Origin of the sequence: Bradyrhizobium mercantei (assembly GCF_001982635.1) — a bacterium.
Lineage (GTDB): Bacteria > Pseudomonadota > Alphaproteobacteria > Rhizobiales > Xanthobacteraceae > Bradyrhizobium > Bradyrhizobium mercantei.
The window spans coordinates 1026184-1045416 of the sequence record NZ_MKFI01000002.1; the positions used below are offsets into that span (position 1 = coordinate 1026184).

The following is a 19233-nucleotide window of genomic DNA, read 5'->3' on the forward strand; positions in this document are numbered from 1 at the left end:
CAGTTACACTTCAGCCCAGTGACGGATCAGGTTGTGATAAATCCCGGTCAATTTGACCGTTTCAGGGTCATCGCGCCCCAGCCGCTCCACCAGAGCCTGGATCGCAGTATCGAGATCAAAGATCAGGCTGCGCGCGTGGGCATCCCGTACCATGCTCTGCAGCCAGAAAAAAGACGCTACCCTGGTCCCCCGCGTGACCGGCGTGACCAGATGCAAGCTGGAAGCAGGATAAAGTACCAGATCGCCTGCCGGCAGCTTGATTTCATGGGATCCGTAGAGGTCTTCGATGACGAGCTCGCCGCCATCGTACTCCCCCGGCTCAGATAAAAACAGCGTGACCGAGAGGTCGGTGCGGATCCTCAGGCCCGTCAGCTTGTCGCCGCGCACCGCATTGTCGACATGCAGACCGAAATGGTGCCCGTCGCTGGCGGCGTAGCGGTTGAACAAGGGTGGAAAGATTCTAAGTGGGATCGCCGCCGAGATGAAGCTCGGGCTCGCCGACAGCGCCGACAGAATCCGGTTGCCGAGCTGCCGCGCGACCTCGCTGTCGGGCGGCAGCTGCTCGTTGCGCTTGACCATCGCGGATGCAGCACCCGCGGTCGAGCGGCCGTCCTCCCAGTCGCTGGCGTCCATGATGCGGCGGAAGTCCGCCACATCAGCCTTGCTCAATACGTTGGGAACACAGACCAGCATCTCGTGCCGCGAAGCCTCCGTCAGTAACGCGCAGAAACAACCAGATACGCGGCGCGTCCCGGTGCTTCGAGCACGAACGGCGCCGCGCTCTGGTACAGCGCGTCGTAGTAGCGCTTGTCGAAGATGTTGTTGACGAACAGCTTCATGGTCCAGTGCTTGTCGATCTTCGCTTCGGCAAAGGCATCGAAGCGCCAGTAGCTCGGGAGCGACGTGCCCTGGTTGGCCGCAAGGAAAGTGCCGCCATACACCTTGGAGCGATACACCGCCTGCCCGCCGAGCTCCCACATGTCGGTCAGCTGGTATTTCGAGAGCATGCTGAACGACTGATGCGCGACGTTGGCGAGCGGCAAGCCGACGTTCGAGGTGTACAAAAGCGTGTTCGCCGGCGGAATATTCGATTTAGTCACTTCAGACTGCATCAACACGAGGCCACCGAACACGCTCCACTTGTCGGTGATCTTGCCACCCACTCCGAGATCGATGCCGCGGATGCGATAGGCTGCGCCAGCGCTAATGCAGGAGACTGTCCCGGTCGTTCCGGCCGGATAAGGACAGGCGGCGGTTGCGGTCGCCGCGGTGACGTTCATCGATTCGCGCGCGTTCTCCTTCTCGGTCTGGAACAGCGCGGCCGTCACCAGCAAGTGGCGCTCGAACAATTCCCACTTGGTCCCGACTTCAATCGCCTTGTTCTTTTCCGGCCCAAAGATCTGGTTTGAATTGGCATTGAGAACCGGCGCGAGGCCACCATACTGAATGCTCGAGCCGTCAAACTCCGCACCGACCGGGTTGGAGGACGTGGCATAGGCAGCATAGACGCTTCCGTTCGGCAACGGTTTAAGTGTCAGGCCGAGGTTGAAGTTCGGCATGCCGTAGTCTTGCTGCTGCTGACCGAAGACGTTGGCGACACCATTGACCGTACCATAGCCGCTGGTCTTGATGTTGTAATCGTCATAGCGGACACCGCCATTGAGGATGACGAAGTCGTTGTAGTTGGCGGAGTCCATCACGTATCCGCTCACGGTCTCGATGCTGAGCTTGGTTGGCCTGCCGCTAAGGCTCGGGGTGCTCGTGAACGGGATGTTGGTGTATTGCGGGTTGAAGACGCTGACACCGGAGAGCGAGCCGCTGCCCGTGAAAGACGATGTGCCGGTCGTGATTTCGGAGGCCAGGCCGGTGTAGCTGTCGATTGAAGAACGCTCGTTGTCGTATTCGATACCGGCCGTCGTCGTGTGCTTGAACCCGAGGCCGTCGACCGACTTGTAGGTCGCCTCGGTCTGGTTGGCGAACACGTCGGTGACCTGATAGCGGCTCTGCGGATTGGCGCTGAGCGTATACGCCGTGAACGGGGCGCCGGCTGCCAGCGTCGGCGATTCCGGCAGCGTACCGATGTAGTTCTGGGTCGAGCGTGATTCCCGGATCTTGTTGCTGATCACGAGGTCCGGCGTGACCTGCACCTCGGCGTTGATCGTGCCGATGTCCTGCCCGGTCCTGAAGAAGTCGCGGTTGACGAAGCCGTAGAAATTGTTGCGGTTGACGCCGAAGTCCGGGAACGGGCCGCCGGCGGTCGTCGCGGTGCTCGGCCGGTAGTAAGGCACGCCGAAATCCGGGATGCCGGTGAGCTCGGTGTGGATATAGTTGCCGGTGATCTTCACCGCATCGACCGGCTTCCATGTGCCGGCGACGAACGCGCCGTCGCGATTGTCGGTGACGTAGCTGCGGCCGGCGACGCCGGCATCCTGGAACAGGCCGCCGGCGCGGATCGCCAGCGTCGGGCTGATCACCTGGTTGACATCGAGCGTCACCCGCTTGGTGCGATCGGTGCCGAACGAGGTGTCCATGTTGTAGAAGCTGTTCTGCGTCGTCGCCTGCTTGGTGACGATGTTGATCGCGCCACCGGTGGTGCCGCGGCCGGCGAAGGTCGAACCGGGGCCGCGCAGGATCTCGACCTGCTCGGTGAAGAAGTTCTCGCGGACGCTGACGCCGGCGTCGCGGACGCCGTCGATGAAGATATCGTTGCGCGCGTCGAAGCCGCGGATGAAGAAGCGGTCGCCGAACGCATTGCCGCCCTCGCCGGTGCCGAGCGTCACGCCGGCGGTGCTGAGGATCGCGGATTTCAGCGAGGTGGCGTTCTTGTCCTCGAGCACGTCCTTGGTCAGCACCGTGATTGACTTTGGCGTGTTCAGGATCGGCTCGGGAAACTTTCCGGATGCCTGCACGCGGTCGCCCTTGTACGGCGCGGCCGGGTCCGCATAGGGGTCGCGGTCAGCGGGAAGACCGCCGGCGTTGGGAAACGGCACCGGCGCCTGCTGCGCCTGCTGGTTGGTGCGCCGCGCAGCGCGGCGCAGCCCGTTGCGGGCCCGGACCTGGTCCGACGTGGGCTTTGACGAGACGGGCCGCGGGCGCGCGACCGGCGCATCGACATTCACCGGCGGCAGGTTGGATTGCTGCGCTTCGGCCCCCGAAAACGACGCCACCGCGATCAGGCTCGCAACCGCGGAGACCTTCGTGGCGGAATAGCCCGTATCATCAGCCGAACCAATCGCTGCATCGAAGCGCAGCGATCTCGGCGCCTTCACATTGCTCATTTCTTCACGCCCCCAGAAAAGCAAGTTCGTCGCGAATTCACGGTGCGACGAACTGTCTCCATCGGTTATCGAGCGTGACTTTTTTTATCAATGCGATCAGCGCCACAGTTCGCTTGAATCGCCCCAGTTCAAAGGGATTCTAATCTACGATTTGAAATCGTTCTAAACTCTAGTTTTTAAGCGTTCTAATAATCGTTCTAAACTGGTGCGCGCGCGCCGTTTGCTACTCTTGCGCGCGCCGGTCGATGTATCCGCCGATCACTCGGCGCTTGGCGGCTTCATCAGCGAAAACAGCTCGTCGATGGTCCGCTGCGCGACCTGCCGCACGCGGTCGCTGTTCTCGAGGCCAGCGATATTGACGCCGTTGACGACCGCTTTGATCTCGTCGCGGAAGTCGGTGAGAAAACGCAGCGGATCACGCTGCTCGTTGGCGACGCGCGCGATCAATCCAGTGACCAGGATTTGGCATGCCATCATGCGCCCGTTCAACTCGTCCATCGCAACCCTCGTCCTCTCGCATCGTCGCTTGCGCGATATGGACGACATCCCGCCGTGTTTCAACCGGGTCGCGCAAGCTGCAACAAGTGAACGGATGGAGAGCAAGTCTGCGCGTGTCGAGACGCGGGGCTACTTCGCAGCGAGGCGCTCCGCCTCCTCGCTGAGCGCCTTGATGCGATCCTTGACCTCGCGAAGCGTGGCGAGGCCGCTTTCGACATGCCTGTCCGAGACGTCGCGCAGCACGTCGCCGGCGATCGCATCGCGCAGACTGTCGAGATCGTCGACGAGGCGGCGCCCGGTCCGGGTCAGGAACAGGCGATTGGCGCGGCGATCCCTCGGATCGGGACGGCGCTCGAGCAGGCCATGCTCGACGAGGCGGTCAAGCAGCCGCACCAGCGAGATCGGCTGCAGCTCGAGCACGTCGGCGAGATCGACCTGCGACAGCCCCTCCTGCTCGCGCAGGCGGAACAGCACGATCCACTGGGCGCGCGTGGTCCCTCGCGCCTTGGCGCGATGATCGATATAGTTGCGCAGCAGCCTCGAACTCTCGACGAGTTGTGCGATGAACTGGCGTTTGAGATCGAGCGACATAGGGGTCCTCGGTGCGTTTCCCAGACGGAATGTTTCCGCTCGTTTCTGACCTAAACCTTTCCGAATGTTTAGGATTCTCAAGCCTTGGTGTGTTTACACATTAAGTGCACGCATATTATATCCGCAAGCTCTGTGAACCGTTTCGATCACCCTTTATTGTTACGTCGAACCCAAGAGTCCGCATGTCAAAGTCACGCACCATCGGTTGGGTTTTAGTGATCGCTGCGGTCGGCGCGGCCGGCTATTTCGGCTGGCAAAAATACTCCGACAACAAGCTGGCCGCCGAGGCCGCGCAGAAGCGTTCCGCCCAGCGCCCGGCAGTTCCGGTCAGGATCTCGCCGGTCGAGAAGGCCGACTTCCCGGTGTACCTCACCGGTCTCGGCACGGTGCAGGCGTTCAACACCGTCCAGGTCCGCACCCGGGTCGACGGCCAGATCACCAAGATCGCCTTCAAGGAAGGCCAGTTCGTCAAGGCGGGCGACACGCTGGTCGAGATCGATCCGCGGCCCTATCAGGCGACGCTCGACCAGGCCAAGGCAAAGAAGGCCCAGGACGAGGCCAACCTCGCCAACGCCAATCTGGACCTGCAGCGCTACACCAAGCTCGGCGAGTTCGCGACGCGCCAGCAGCTCGACACCCAGCGTTCCACCGTGGCGCAGCTCACGGCGCAGATCGCCGCCGACGACGCCGCCATCTTCAACGCCCAGACCCAGGTCGACTACACCACCGTGAAGTCGCCGATCGACGGGATCGTCGGCCTCCGACTGGTCGACATCGGCAACATCGTCAACGCCTCGGCCCAGACCGGCATCGTGACGATCACCCAGATCGAGCCGATCACGGTGATCTTCACCGCACCGGAAGACCAGTTGCCCGACATCAAGGCAGCGTTGGCGGTGGCACCGCCCAAGACCATTGCGCTGACCACCGACGGCAAGCGGGTGCTGTCCACGGGAACCCTGGCGCTGATCAACAATCAGGTCGACACCACGAGCGGGACTGTCCGGCTGAAAGCGGTGTTTGATAACAAGGACCATGCGCTGTGGCCGGGCCAGTCGGTCTCGACCCGGCTGCTGGTCCGAACCTTGAAGGATGCCACCGTCGTTCCGGATGACGCGGTGCAGCATGGCACCGACGGCCTCTACGCCTACTCAGTCAATCAGGAGAACAAGGCCGAGCTTCGCAAGATCAAGGTCAGCCAGTCGATCGACGGCCGGTCGGTGATCGACGAGGGCCTGTCACCGGGACAGCAGGTGATCACCGCGGGCCAGTACAAGGTCTCGCCGGGAACCCTGGTGACGACGGCGGTGGCGAGCTCGGATCCATCCCAGTCGAAGGTTACGCAGGAATGAGCGACGGAATTTCCGCACCATTCATTCGCTTCCCGATCGGCACCTCGCTGCTGATGGCGGGCATCCTGTTCGTCGGCCTCGTCGCCTACCCGCTGCTGCCGGTTGCACCGCTGCCGCAGGTCGACTTCCCGACCATCCAGATCACCGCGACACTGCCGGGCGGCAGCCCGGAGACGATGGCGACCTCGGTCGCCCAGCCGCTGGAGCGCCAGTTCGCGCAGATCCCCGGCATCGCGCAGATGACCTCGACGAGCTATCTCGGCACCGCGTCGGTCACCATCCAGTTCGACCTCAACCGCTCCATTGACGGCGCCGCCAACGACGTGCAGGCCGCCATCAACGCCGCCAGCGGCCAGTTGCCGAAGAGCCTGCCCTCGCCGCCGACCTATCGCAAGGTCAACCCGGCCGACGCACCGATCATGCTGCTGTCGGCGACCTCGGACACGCTGCCGCTGACGACGGTCAGCGATTCCGTCGACGCCCAGCTCGCCCAGCAGATCAGCCAGATTTCCGGCGTCGCGCAGGTCATCATCGGCGGCCAGCAGAAGCCGTCGGTCCGGGTCCAGATCGACCCGGCCAAGCTCGTCGCCAAGGGCCTGTCGCTGGAAGACGTCCGCGCCGCGATCAACATCGCCACCGTCGACAGCCCGAAGGGCAACATCGACGGCGCCACCCGCGCCTACACCATCTATGCCAACGACCAGCTGCTGACGGCGGATCCCTGGAACGACGTCATCATCGCCTACCGCAATGGCGGGCCGCTGCGGATCCGCGATATCGGCCAGGCCGTCACCGGACCGGAGGACGCCAAGCAGGCGGCCTGGGCCAACGGCAAGCGCGGCGTGTTCCTCGTCATCTTCAAGCAGCCCGGCGCCAACGTCATCGACACCGTCGACAAGATCAAGGCGGCGCTGCCGCGGCTGGTCGCGGCCATTCCGCCGGCGGTCAAGATCGAGGTCATCTCGGACCGCACCACCACGATCCGCGCCGCGGTGGAGGACGTCCAGTTCACCCTGCTCCTGACCATTTTCCTGGTCGTGATGGTGATCTTCGCCTTCCTGCGCAGCTTCTGGGCCACCGTAATCCCTGCCGTGACGGTGCCGCTGGCGCTGCTCGGCGCCTGCGCGCTGATGTGGATCTTCGGCTACACCCTCGACAACCTGTCGCTGATGGCGCTCACGATCGCGGTCGGCTTCGTAGTCGACGACGCCATCGTGATGCTGGAGAACATCAGCCGCTACATCGAAGAGGGCGAGCGGCCGATGGCCGCCGCCTTCAAGGGTTCCAAGGAAATCGGCTTCACCATCGTCTCGATCAGCATCTCGCTGGTCGCGGTCTTGATCCCGCTGCTCTTGATGGGCGGCATCATCGGCCGCCTGTTCCGCGAGTTCGCGGTGGTGCTGGCGATGACGATCTTCGTCTCGATGTTCGTGTCGCTGACGCTGACGCCGATGATGGCCTCGCGCTTCCTGCGCGCCCACAACGAGGAGAAGCACGGCCGCTTCTATCAGCTCAGCGAACGTGGCTTCGACGCGATGCTGCGCGGCTATCAGAGCGTGCTCGACCTCGCGCTGCGCTGGAAGTTCACGACCCTGATGATCTTCTTCGCGACGCTGGCGCTGTCGGTCTACATGTTCGTCATCATCCCGAAGGGCTTCTTCCCGCAGCAGGACGTCGGCCTGATCACCGCGACCTCGGAGGCCAACCAGGACATTTCGTTCGCCGAGATGAAGGGGAAGCAGGAGGAACTCAGCAAGATCGTCATGCAGGATCCAGGCGTGGCGACGGTGGCGATGGCGATCGGCGGCAGCGGCCGGGCCGGCAACAACGGCAACATGTTCATCACGCTGAAGCCGCTGAGCGAGCGCGACGCCAACGCGCAGCAGATCATTGCCCGCCTGCGGCCGAAGCTGGAGAAGGTGCTCGGGGCCCGGCTGTTCATGCAGGCCGCGCAGGACGTTCGCCTCGGCGGCCGCCCGACCCGTACCCAGTTCGAGTTCACGTTGCAGGACGCCAACCTCGCCGAACTGAACGAATGGGCGCCGAAGATTCTCGGCAAGATGCAGACACTGCCGCAGCTGCGCGACGTCGCGACCGACCAGCAGACCAATGGAACCACGGTCGAGTTGAAGATCAACCGCGACACCGCCTCGCGCTATGGCATCCAGCCGCAGCTGATCGACGACACGCTGTATGACGCGTTCGGCCAGCGCCAGGTGACGCAGTACTTCACCCAGCTCAACAGCTACCACGTCATCCTCGAGGTGCTGCCGGAGCTGCAGGGTTCGATCGACACGCTGAACAACATCTACGTCAAGTCGCCGCTGACCGGCGAACAGGTGCCGCTGTCGACCTTTGCGAAATGGACCAGCGCGCCGGTGCGGCCGCTCTCGATCAGCCACCAGGGCCAGTTCCCGGCGATCACCATCTCGTTCAACCTGGCGCAGGGCGTCGCTCTCGGCCAGGCCACGGAAGCGGTGCAGAAGGCAATGGTCGACCTCGGCGCGCCGCCGACCCTGAGCTCGAGCTTCCAGGGCACTGCGCAGGCGTTCCAGCAATCGCTGTCGACCGTGCCGCTACTGATCCTCGCAGCGCTCGTGGTGGTCTATCTGATCCTCGGCATTCTCTACGAAAGCTACATCCACCCGATCACCATTCTATCGACGCTGCCCTCGGCCGGCGTCGGCGCGCTGGCGATCCTGATGGCGGCCGGCTTCGACTTCTCGCTGATCGCGCTGATCGGCATCATCCTCTTGATCGGCATCGTGAAGAAGAACGGCATCATGATGGTCGACTTCGCGATCGCCGCCGAGCGCGATCAGCACATGGAGCCGGTGGCGGCGATCCGGCAGGCCGCCCTGCTCCGCTTCCGCCCGATCATGATGACGACGATGGCAGCATTGCTCGGCGGCGTGCCGCTGATGCTCGGCACCGGCACTGGCTCCGAGATCCGCCAGCCGCTCGGTTACGCCATGGTCGGCGGCCTGATCGTCAGCCAGGCACTGACGCTGTTCACGACGCCGGTCGTCTATCTCTATCTCGACAGGTTCTCCAACGCGTTCGCGAACTGGGGCCGCTCGCCGCGCGCCGACCACGATGCCGACGACGGCGACGACGGATCGGTCAAGCAGGCCGCCGAGTGACTTGACATTGCCCGGCGACCGGCACATCCGAAGATATTCATTTCGGAGCCGGTCCCGTGAAGATTGTCACAACGTCGCTTCTCGTCCTGTTCACCATATTCGGCCTGGCTGGCCTCGGCCACGCCCAGGCGCCCAAGGGCAAGAATGCGCCCGCACCGGCTGCGGCAGCTGCTCCCGCCGCGCCTCCAGGTGATGCCGCCTCGCCCAACAATTCCGGCTGGGTCGCGCGCTGCACCAGCGCGAGCCGCGAGGCGCCGCTCGAATGTGCGATGGAACAGACCGCGGTGCTGAGCAAGACCGGCCAGCTCATCGTGCTGGTCAATATCCGCGTCCCCGGCGACACCCGCGCGCCGATGGCGCTGATCCAGCTGCCGCTCGGGCTGAACCTGCCGGTCGGCGCCAAGCTGCAGGTCGACGACGGCAAGGCCGTCGACGTGCCGATCCAGACCTGCGAAGCGCGCGGCTGCTACATCAATGCGCCGATCGCCGCGGACGTCCTGAGCCAGCTGAAGTCGGGCAAGCAGCTCAAGGTGTCGTTCCAGAATCTCGGCAAGGAAACCATCAGCATCCCGATGCCGCTCGGCGACTTCGCGACGGTGTACGACAAGATCAAGTAGCCGGCATCATCACTGCCCGAAATAGGTGTCCTCGACCGACCGCCATTCCGGGCTCGCGGTGACGATGGTCAGGGCGCGATCCAGCGGCCGCTTGAGATCCGAGTTCATCGGCAACGCAAACGCCATATAGGCCGGCGCCAGCACACCGTGCGGCGGCGCGATCGTGTCGGCAAAGCGCGTTCGCGTCAGATACTGCAACGCGCCGATGCTGTTGACGACGGCATCCGCCTTCCCCGACGCAACGGCCTCGAACGTATCGGCGAGCGTCTCGTATTTCTGGTAGGCAAGCCGCTGGGTGTCGAGATATTCCGCGCCCGACGAACCCGACACGGCGCCGAGCCGCTTGCCTGAGAGGTCGCTGGTGCGATTGGCCACGATGCCCTCGACACGGCTGACCGTCATGCGTGCGATCAGGCTGGTGGTCAGCAGCGACACCAGCACCAGGCTTCCGACCATCCAGAGCACGGCAAGCCCGCGGCCGAGATGCGTCTTCGGCGTCTTGTCGCCATAACCGACCGTGGTCATGGTGACGACGGCCCAGTACATGCCCTCATGCCATGAGGTCACGGATGATGCGGTCTCGGTCGTGCCGTCCTTGCTCAGGTGCGGCCGCTCGAACCACCACATCAGCACGCCGATCACCGCCAGCAGAACGAGGATGGCGCCGATCAACTCGCCGAGCTCTCCCGCCGCCATCACATAGTCATGAAACGCGGATGCGGCCCCGGTCTTCCTTGCGAACACCGCGGCAACGCCCGATCGGTGCGTCGGATACGAAAAGTCCACGCGCGCCATGCGCTCGGGCGTGATGGTGATGGCACCGATCCCGACGTCGTAGGTGTGCGCCTCCAGCCCCGACAACAAATCGTCCAGCCGCGCCACCAGCGTCAGCTGGTACTGCCAGTGACGATCTTCCGCGACGCGCCGCCAGAGGTCGACGCTTGCGCCATCGAACAGCCCGTCACGCCCCTTCCCGCCATATGGCTCGACATCATAGACCGCGACGCGCAGCGGCATCGTCGCGCCGGACTGCGCTGCGATCCCGGCGCTGACCGAGACGATCACCAACAGCCAGCAAAGGCCGGCCCGTACGACAACGAAGCGACAGGCAATGCAATGGATAAAAATGAAACGCGCAAAATTCATGCGGCACGGTAGCGCCGCATGATGACGGATATGCCGTCTAGCGCAGCACGACCGGCGCTATCGCTCGCGCTTGTAGAGGAACGCGTTGTCCGGCTGCGGCATGCCGATGGTCTTGTAGAATCCGATCGAGTCAGGCGCCGACAGCAACAGGCACATCGATTCAGGTCCGGCGAGCCGCCGCGTTTCCGCGATCAGGCGCTTGCCGATGCCATGCCCCTGATAGTCGCGATCGACCGCGAGATCGGACAAATAGCAGCAATAGGCGAAATCGGTCAGCGCGCGCGAGACGCCGATAAGCTTGCCCGCCTTCCGCGCCGTCACGATCAGATTCGCATTGGCGATCATGCGCTCCATCCGATCGGTGTCCGCCAGCGGACGCCGCTCGCCGAGGCCCGACTGCCGCAGCACCTCGATGAATTCGTCGACGCCGATCGACGCTTCGCGGGCATAGAGAATTTCGTCCATCAACCTAAACCTCTGTCGCAACACACAGGACCACGCGCGCGAGACCATGGTGGATTACGCCGGGCTAATCCAGCCTCGATGCTGCGATAGCGCATGCCGCGTGCCCGCATCAGGCGCGGGGCCGCGCCACGCAATCTCACCGGAATTTCGGAGGATGATCGCGCCACCGAGGCGGACTGGCTGGGGAACCTGGATTCGAACCAAGACAAACAGAGTCAGAGTCTGTTGTGCTACCGTTACACCATTCCCCAAGAATAGTCCGTGGTATCAACAGCTTAGCTGGATGACTGGACATCTCGGTGCAGCGGGTTCGCCTGCCAAATCAGCGCCCGCGCGAGTGCGACCTTCTACCTGCTTGGTCCTACGCTTGGCAAGCATTGTTGGCGGCAAATGGGCGCGAAAATCTCGGCCAGTATGGGGACGGCCACAGGTGACCGCTTCCTGTCCGGTGGCGTCAATGGCTCAGCCAAGCAGTTCAAGCGCCGTCTCGGGAAAGGCAGCGAAGAGCGCCCCGACGCCAAAGCCAATGGTGCCCAGCACGATGGCGCCGAGCCAGCCGTGATGCACCCATCCATAGCTCGTACCAATCAGCGTTCCGAGCCCGATTGTGAAAATCGCCCACACGGCGTGAGCAACGACCTTCAGCACTTTGATCACGGGCACTCACCGCGGAACGCGCGCCATCGGCAGCAGACGTCCTCGCCCCTGCAATCCGGCGTCTCTCCATAAGGTCGATCTGGCAAGGAGCGCGTTCAACCGCGGCGGCCTGACAAAGCGCCGCACCGCCGCGCTGCCAGGGCGGTGCAAGGGATCGAGCGGATGCAGTCGGCTGATGCCGGCGGGCGTCAGTACAGCCCGCCCGTCCCCGACCGCATCACGGCCCGATCCGCATCCGGCGGGATCGGCTGCTGGGTCCCGTCGATCACATCAGTGCCGGCGACCATTCCGGCGTCATACACCGGCGGCGCCTGGCCCGGCTTGAAGGCTTCCAGCACCACGCCCTTCTGGCCAGGCGCGGCGCGCAGGCCGGTCTTGGCATCGACAAGCACCAGGCGGATACCGACCGGCTGCTTGAACGGGGTTGCCGGCTTGTCGGCCAGCGCAAGCTTCAGGAAGTCGCGCGCGATCGGCGCCGCGGTGTGGCCGGCCTGCGCGTTGCGGCCGAGCGAGCGCGGCTTGTCGTAGCCGACATAGAGACCGACCACGAGATCCGGCGAGAAGCCGACGAACCAGAGATCCTTGGCCTCGTTCGAGGTGCCGGTCTTGCCGGCGAGCGGCTTGCCGACATCCTTCAGCGCGGTGCCGGTGCCGGCCTGAATCACGCCCTCCATCAGCGAGGTGATCTGGTAGGCGGACATCGCGTCGAGCACCCGCTCGCGACGGTCGACGAGCTGCGGCTCCGGCTGGTTCTTCCAGCCTTCCGGCGCGTCGCAGCCGCGGCATTCGCGCTGGTCGTGTCTGAAGATGGTGTGGCCGTAGCGATCCTGGATGCGGTCGATCAGGGTCGGCTTCACGCGGATGCCGCCATTGGCGATCATCGAATAGGCCGTGGCCATCCGCATCACCGTGGTCTCGCCGGCGCCGAGTGCGTAGGCGAGATAGTTCGGCAGCTCGTCATAGACGCCGAAGCGCTTGGCATACTCGCCGATCAACGGCATGCCGATTTCCTGCGCCAGCCGCACCGTCACGGTGTTGAGCGACAGCCGCAGCGCGTTGCGCAGCGTGACCTGCCCCTGGTACTTGCCGGTCGAGAAGTTCTCCGGGCGCCAGACGTTGCCCTGCCCCTGGTCGATCTCGATTGGCGCGTCGATCATGACGGTCGATCCGGTATAGCCATTGTCGAGCGCCGACGAATAGACGATCGGCTTGAAGGTCGAGCCGGGCTGCCGGTAGGCCTGCGTCGCGCGGTTGAACTGGCTCTGGTCGAACGAGAAACCGCCGACCATCGCGAGCACGCGGCCGGTGTGCGGATCCATCGCCACCATGGCGCCCGACAGTTCGGGGACCTGGCGCAGCCGGTACTGGCCTTCGACGGGCTTGCCGTCCTTGGTGAACAGCGGATCGGCGTAGATCACGTCGCCGGGCTGCAACACCTGCGCCACCGAGGTCGGCGTCTTGCCCTTGTACGGGCCGGACACTGTTCGCGCCCATCGCACGCCTTCGAGCGTGATGATGCCGGTCTCGCGCTGCTTGCTGATGGCGCCGCCGAGCTCGCGGCCCGGCTGGAAGCCGATCCGTGCCGACTGGTCGTTGCTCTCCAGCACCACGGCCATGCGCCACGGCGAAATGTCGGAGAGCGACTTGATCTCGGCGAGCGGCACGCCCCAGTCACTGGTGAGGTCGAGCTTCTGGATCGGGCCGCGATAGCCCTGCTGCTCGTCATAGTTCACGAGCCCGGCCACCATGGTCTTGCGCGCCATCACCTGGATCTTGGGATCGAGCGTGGTGCGCACCGACAGGCCGCCTTCATAGAGCTTCTTCTCGCCGTAGCGCTCGAAGATGTCGCGGCGGACTTCCTCGGAGAAATATTCGCCGGCGAAGGTGTGCGCGCCGTTGCTGCGGTTGGTGACGGTGAGCGGATCCTTGCGCGCCTTGTCGGCGTCGGCGGCCGTGATCCAGCCGTTCTCCTGCAGGCGGTCGATCACGTAGTTGCGCCGCTCGATGGCGCGCGCACGGTTGCGCACCGGATGCAGGCTGGCCGGCATTTTCGGCAGCGCCGCCAGATAGGCCGCTTCGGAGACCGTCAGTTCGTTGACGGACTTGTCGAAATACACCAGCGAGGCCGCGGCGATGCCGTAGGCGCCGAGGCCGAGATAGATTTCGTTGAGATAGAGCTCGAGAATCTTGTCTTTGGAGTAGGTCCGCTCGATTCGCATCGCCAGCAAGGCTTCCTTGATCTTGCGGGTGAACGACACCTCGTTGGTCAAAAGGAAGTTCTTGGCGACCTGCTGGGTGATCGTGGAGGCACCCTGCGGACGACGGTTGGAGCCGAAATTCTGGATGTAGGCGACGCCGGCGCGCGCCATGCCGGTGTAATCGACGCCGCCATGCTCGTAGAAGTTCTTGTCCTCGGCCGCGAGGAAGGCGTTGATCACGAGCTTCGGCACCGCCTGGATCGGCAGATAGAGCCTGCGCTCCTTGGCGTATTCGCCGAGCAGCGAGCCATCCGCCGCGTGCACGCGGGTCATCACCGGCGGCTCGTAGTTCTGAAGCTGCGAGTAGTCGGGCAGGTCCTTGGAAAAATGCCAGAACAGCCCTGCGACCGCGGCCAGACCAGCCAGGAACAGGATGGTTCCCGCGGTGAACAGGAACCCGAAGAACCGCAACAGAAATTTCATCGACCAGATTTCCGTGGCGAATACGTCGCTCGTTCTGAGCGCGCTGCGTGCCACTTAGGCCGCCCGGTATATCGGTCGCACCCTGGACCTGCAATTCAACACCGGAGAATTTAACCGTGCCAGGCGTCAAACTTATGCCATAGAGCCCGGTTCGCGCGCGCCGCCAAATCAGCGGACCCCGTCGCCGTCCGGCTTTTTACGGGCAAGTTCAATTCCAAACTCTGCTCACCGCGATTCGCCCGCCTGGCCGAAGCTTACTCCGATGTTCAGTCGCTGCGCTTGCGCAGATTGCGAGTCGCGAAAGCAAAGCGCAGGCCGAGACCGTTGCCTTCCCTACCCGGTTGCCGTTTTGGATGCTGCGACATCAGAAACCGGTGGACAGTGCCGGCAGCTCCGCCGGATTAACGATCTGTTAACTATAACTACCCCAAGTTGTTCATATACACGCGACTCGCGAGGGGCTGATTTCGATGGCACTGCGCGGATTTAGACGGCCTTTTGCGGCCGACCCGAACGTCTTGGGATTTCCAAGACCACCGACATCGGCGATGGGCACCGAAGCGCTGGACCTGGTCTATCAGGCAGCGGACCTGTTCCGAAGCATCGAGGACAGGGCCCGCGCCGGCGAAGCGCGCGCCGAGGCCGCCGAACAGGCACAGCTCGAAATCATCGCCGCCACCGAGCGCAAGCTGAGGGACGCATCTCGGGCCCTCGAGGAAGCGCGGCGACGCATCGAGTCCCAACAGGAGCAGCTCGATGCGGCCGAATTCCGCGCCCAGGCCGCCGAGGCCGAGGCGCGTGAAGCCAAGCAATCGCTGGCTCTGGTCGAGGATGCGATCCGCCGGCGCTTGCTGCTCACGAGCGGACACGACGACGGCAGGTCAACGGCCGTCGCCTGACGCCTGGATTCGTTTTCTAATGCGGTCCTTGTGGCCCGGATGAGCCAAACGGGTCGCGCGAACGCGCGCCCGATGACAGGCTCCGCGACATCCGGGAACCCCGCATATCGCTGCGCTCATGCGGGCTACCGATTACTATCAATAGCCGGCAGCGAGCCCCGAATTGCGGCGCGGATCGTTGGCGCCGTAGAAGCGGTTGTTGCCGACCGGCTCGCCGCCCAGCGACGGCGCGCCGATGATGATCACCGCGAGGTGGTTGGCCGGCTGGGGCGGACCGAATTTGTGGCCCATGCCTTCCAGGATCTTCCGCGTATCCGGCGACAGCGTGTAGTCCTCGAGGTTGGTGGCCTCGGGAAGCCATTGCTGGTGGAAGCGCGGCATGTCCACGGCCTCCTGCGCGTTCATGCCGTAGTCGATGGCGTTGATCATCGTCAGCAGCACGGCCGTGATGATGCGGCTACCGCCGGGTGTCCCCACCACCATCGCCGGCTTGCCGTCCCTGGTCACGATGGTCGGGCTCATCGAGGACAACGGGCGCTTACCCGGGACGATCGCATTGGCCTCGCCCTGCACCAGACCGTACAGATTCGGCACGCCGACCTTGGCCGTGAAGTCGTCCATCTCGTCATTCAGCAGCACGCCGGTCTTGGCCGCCGTCACCTTGGCGCCGAACCAGTCGTTCAGCGTGTAGGTCACCGACACCGCGTTGCCGTCCTTGTCGGCGATCGAATAATGCGTGGTGTTGCTGCCCTCATGCGGCGGCACGCCGGGCTTGATTTCCCTGGACACACCGGCCTTGGCCGGATCGATCACGGCGCGGATCTTCGCGGCGTAATTCTTGTCGAGCAGCCGCTCGAGCGGATTCTTCACAAAATCAGGATCGCCGAGATAGCTGTTGCGATCGACATAGGCGTGACGCATCGCCTCGATCTGGTAGTGCACCGCCTGCGCCGAATGGTAGCCGAGCTCCTTCAGCGGATAGCCCTCGAGGACGTTCAGCATCTCGCAGATCACCACACCACCCGAACTCGGCGGCGGCGCCGAGATCACGTGGTAGCCACGATAGTCGCATTCCACCGGCGCGAGTTCGCGTACCTTGTAGTTGTCGAGGTCCTCCTGTGTGAGCAGCCCCTTGCCGGCCTGGCTCGAGGCGACGATCGCCGCCCCGACCCAGCCCTTGTAGAAGCCGTCGGTGCCGCGCTTGCTGATCTCGCGCAGCGTCTCGGCGAGTTCATGCTGCGTCAGCCGCTCGCCGACCTGGAACGGCTTGCCGTTGTTGAGGAAGATCGCGGCCGAGGCCGGATCGTCCTGAAAGTCCTTGGTCGAGGTCTGCAGCATGCTGACGTCGCCCTGGTCGAGCACGAAGCCGTCCTCGGCGAGTTGCAGCGCCGGCGCGATCAGATCCGCACGCTTCATCGTGCCGTATTTCTCGCGCGCATATTCCATCCCGGCCACCGAGCCCGGCACGCCGACGGCGAGATGCCCCTTGGTCGACAGGCCGGGGATCACGTTGCCGTCCTTGTCGAGATACATGTTGGCGGTGGCGCCCTTCGGCGCAGTCTCGCGGAAATCCAGGAAGGTCTTGCGGCCGTCGGCAAGCTGGATGGTCATGAACCCGCCGCCACCGAGATTGCCGGCGGCGGGATAGGCCACCGCGAGCGCATAACCAACGGCGACGGCCGCATCGACCGCGTTGCCGCCCCGCTTCAACACCTCGACGCCGACCTGGGTCGCAAGATGCTGCGCGGATACCACCATGCCGTTCTCGGCGGCGACCGGTGCGACCGAGGCCGCGCGACCCGGCGCGGTGGCCGTAACGCCGATCGAGACAATCGCAGCGACGATCCATCGCGCGCGCGTCGTAGGATTTTGCATGGACGTCTCCCCGGGGAATGCCGACTTGTCGCGGCTTGCCGTGCCATCTCAACGGGCAAATCTAGCAGGCCGCACGCGTGCGCACTATAGGGCCGCGCCGCCCTCACCGCGCGTCCGCAGCCGGCTGTGGCGTCTGCCATAGGCCGCATAGATCACAAGCCCAATCACCAGCCACACCGCGAGCCTGATCCAGGTGTCGAGCGGCAGGCCGAACATCAGGAACAGCGACGTTCCAGCGGCCGCCGGCGCCACCAGCCAGATCGCGGGCGCCCTGAACGGCCGCGCCAGTTCCGGATCGCGCATGCGCAGCACCAGCGTGCCGATCGACACCACGGTGAATGCGAACAGCGTCCCGATCGAGACCAGTTCGCCGACCAGCCCGATCGGCAGCAGGCCGCCGAGAACCGCGGCAATGGTGCCGGAGAAGATGGTCGAGACATAGGGCGTCCGGAAACGCGGATGGATCCTTGCGGCAAAGCCCGGCAGCAGTCCGTCATGCGCCATGGCGCGAAAGATCCGCGGTTGCGCCAGCAGCATGATCAGGATCACCGACGTCAGTCCGAACAGGATGCCGAGCTTGATGAAGGGCCCGAGCCAGCCGATACCAATCGCATCGATCCCGACCGCGATCGGATCGGGCACGCTGAGCCGGTCATACGGCACGATGCCGGTCAGCACGAATCCGACCGCGACATAGAGCGCGGCGCAGATCACCAGCGAGCCGAGAATGCCGATCGGCATGTCGCGCTCCGGCACCTTCGCCTCCTGTGCCGCGGTCGAGACCGCATCGAAGCCGATATAGGCAAAGAACACCACGGCCGCGCCGCGGACCACGCCGGACCAGCCGAATACGCCTGGACCTGCATTCGGCGGGATCAGCGCCCCCTCCGGATTGCTCGCCGTCACCCAGTTCGCCAGCGTCACCGAGGAGGCCGCGGCGGCGAGGAACAGCGCGATGACGATGAGCTTGATCACGACAACGAAGCTCGTGAAGCGCGCGGACTCGCGAATGCCGACCACGAGCAGCGTGGTGACGAAGGCGATGATCGCCATCGCCGGGATGTTGACGACCGCGCCGGTCGACGACCACGTGCCGGTGTTGACGTCGTAGGCGAGCGGCGCCGAGGTGAATTGCTGCGGCAGGTTGATGCCGAAATCGTGCATGAAGCTGACGAAATAGCCGGACCAACCGACCGAGACCGCGATCGCGCCGACCGCGTATTCGAGGATCAGATCCCAGCCGATGATCCAGGCGATCAGCTCGCCGAGCGTCGCGTAAGCATAAGTGTAGGCGCTGCCGCAGATCGGCACGGTCGACGCCATCTCGGCGTAGCACAGGCCGGCGAAGGCGCAGGCCACCGCACCAAGCATGAAGGAGAGCGTGACGGCGGGACCGGCATTCGCGGCCGCCGCGTGGCCCGTCAGCACGAAGATGCCTGCACCGATGATGCCGCCGATGCCGAGCGTGACCAGTTGCAACGCCGACAGCGAGCGTTTGAAGATCGGCGTCTCCGCGTCGCCGTCGGCCCGCGCCGCCTCCCGCAACAACTCGGAGGTCGACTTTCGATCCCAGAAACCGGCCAAGGTGTCGGTCACGGCACGTGCCCTCCGCCGCTCGGGTCCGGCGGGACCCGACACGATCGGCAGACTATAACGCGCTCGACACGTTGGCGTTCGAGCGGCCGACAAGCTCCAGCGCGCTTATCCACCGCCAAGCAAGGGCTTGGGCCCTATTGGCAAGGATGGCGTCGGCCGTCGCGGCCAAGGAAGCTGCCCGACGCCGGATCGAATGAACGGTAGCGAGCGCAGGAAGACAATGGCGCGGGCGCCGGCATCGCGCCATAGGCGTTCGCCGGGTTGCCGCCATGTCGCGCCGCCTCCTGGGCTTCACCCCACGGCGTCAAGGCGCCGCCGTTGATGGCGCTGCGCCCGGGATTTTGCGCGTCAAACAGTGCCGGCTCCGAGATCTGGGCCATGACGGGCGAGAGCGTCATCCCTGCGAGCAATATGGCGGCTGCAACCGCCCTCAAT

15 protein-coding genes and 1 tRNA gene are annotated in these 19233 nt (G+C 64.4%); 4 read left to right on the forward strand and 12 right to left on the reverse strand.

What is annotated here, in order from left to right:
- Positions 1–3: 3 nt before the first annotated feature.
- From BI327_RS12390 to BI327_RS12405, 4 genes are all read right to left on the reverse strand, one after another.
- Positions 4–693: a Fe2+-dependent dioxygenase gene (locus BI327_RS12390; RefSeq protein ID WP_076860493.1), complete on the reverse strand. Its 690-nt coding sequence runs from the start codon at positions 691–693 to the stop codon at positions 4–6.
- Between the two features lie 20 nt (positions 694–713).
- Positions 714–3278 (reverse strand): TonB-dependent receptor, encoded by a 2565-nt coding sequence (locus BI327_RS12395; protein ID WP_083742037.1) that lies wholly within the window; start codon positions 3276–3278, stop codon positions 714–716.
- A gap of 258 nt (positions 3279–3536) precedes the next feature.
- On the reverse strand, positions 3537–3776 hold the full coding sequence (locus BI327_RS12400) for a hypothetical protein (protein ID WP_028344615.1): 240 nt from the start codon (positions 3774–3776) through the stop codon (positions 3537–3539).
- 129 nt (positions 3777–3905) lie between these two features.
- Positions 3906–4367 carry a MarR family winged helix-turn-helix transcriptional regulator gene (locus tag BI327_RS12405; protein WP_076860494.1) on the reverse strand — a complete coding sequence of 154 codons (462 nt, stop codon included), beginning with the start codon at positions 4365–4367 and terminating at the stop codon, positions 3906–3908.
- 182 nt (positions 4368–4549) lie between these two features.
- Between BI327_RS12405 and BI327_RS12410 the strand changes: the two genes are divergently transcribed.
- Genes BI327_RS12410 through BI327_RS12420 form a run of 3 tightly spaced genes read left to right on the forward strand, consistent with a single transcriptional unit; the run spans position 4550 to position 9479 of the window.
- Complete coding sequence (locus BI327_RS12410) at positions 4550–5719, forward strand: efflux RND transporter periplasmic adaptor subunit (RefSeq protein ID WP_076860495.1); 1170 nt, start codon at positions 4550–4552, stop codon at positions 5717–5719.
- Positions 5716–8862, forward strand: a complete 3147-nt coding sequence (locus tag BI327_RS12415; RefSeq protein ID WP_076860496.1) for an efflux RND transporter permease subunit — start codon at positions 5716–5718, stop codon at positions 8860–8862. Before BI327_RS12410 ends, BI327_RS12415 begins: the two co-directional genes overlap by 4 nt.
- A gap of 56 nt (positions 8863–8918) precedes the next feature.
- Positions 8919–9479 (forward strand): invasion associated locus B family protein, encoded by a 561-nt coding sequence (locus BI327_RS12420; RefSeq protein WP_076860497.1) that lies wholly within the window; start codon positions 8919–8921, stop codon positions 9477–9479.
- A gap of 9 nt (positions 9480–9488) precedes the next feature.
- On the opposite strand, the gene BI327_RS12425 is transcribed toward BI327_RS12420, so the two are convergent.
- From BI327_RS12425 to BI327_RS12445, 5 genes are all read right to left on the reverse strand, one after another.
- Positions 9489–10544 carry a transporter substrate-binding domain-containing protein gene (locus BI327_RS12425; protein ID WP_159450439.1) on the reverse strand — a complete coding sequence of 352 codons (1056 nt, stop codon included), beginning with the start codon at positions 10542–10544 and terminating at the stop codon, positions 9489–9491.
- A gap of 138 nt (positions 10545–10682) precedes the next feature.
- Positions 10683–11090 (reverse strand): GNAT family N-acetyltransferase, encoded by a 408-nt coding sequence (locus tag BI327_RS12430; RefSeq protein WP_076860499.1) that lies wholly within the window; start codon positions 11088–11090, stop codon positions 10683–10685.
- A gap of 177 nt (positions 11091–11267) precedes the next feature.
- Positions 11268–11341, reverse strand: a tRNA-Gln gene (locus BI327_RS12435).
- Between the two features lie 211 nt (positions 11342–11552).
- Positions 11553–11747, reverse strand: a complete 195-nt coding sequence (locus BI327_RS12440) for a hypothetical protein (protein WP_143271588.1) — start codon at positions 11745–11747, stop codon at positions 11553–11555.
- 188 nt (positions 11748–11935) lie between these two features.
- Entirely contained in the window at positions 11936–14428 is a 2493-nt protein-coding gene (locus BI327_RS12445; RefSeq protein ID WP_076860501.1) for a penicillin-binding protein 1A, read from the reverse strand.
- Positions 14429–14976: 548 nt separating this feature from the next.
- On the opposite strand from BI327_RS12445, the gene BI327_RS12450 reads away from it, so the two are divergent.
- The gene (locus BI327_RS12450) at positions 14977–15327 is read left to right on the forward strand and encodes a hypothetical protein (protein WP_028344609.1); all 351 of its coding nucleotides are present in this window, start codon (positions 14977–14979) and stop codon (positions 15325–15327) included.
- Between the two features lie 138 nt (positions 15328–15465).
- On the opposite strand, the gene ggt is transcribed toward BI327_RS12450, so the two are convergent.
- The 3 genes from ggt to BI327_RS12465 form a co-directional block, all read right to left on the reverse strand.
- A complete protein-coding gene (gene ggt, locus BI327_RS12455; RefSeq protein WP_076860502.1) occupies positions 15466–17202 on the reverse strand; it encodes a gamma-glutamyltransferase in 1737 nt (578 codons plus the stop codon).
- A gap of 84 nt (positions 17203–17286) precedes the next feature.
- Complete coding sequence (locus BI327_RS12460; protein ID WP_076860779.1) at positions 17287–18786, reverse strand: amino acid permease; 1500 nt, start codon at positions 18784–18786, stop codon at positions 17287–17289.
- Positions 18787–18932: 146 nt separating this feature from the next.
- Positions 18933–19196, reverse strand: a complete 264-nt coding sequence (locus BI327_RS12465; RefSeq protein ID WP_083742038.1) for a BA14K family protein — start codon at positions 19194–19196, stop codon at positions 18933–18935.
- Positions 19197–19233: the final 37 nt, after the last annotated feature.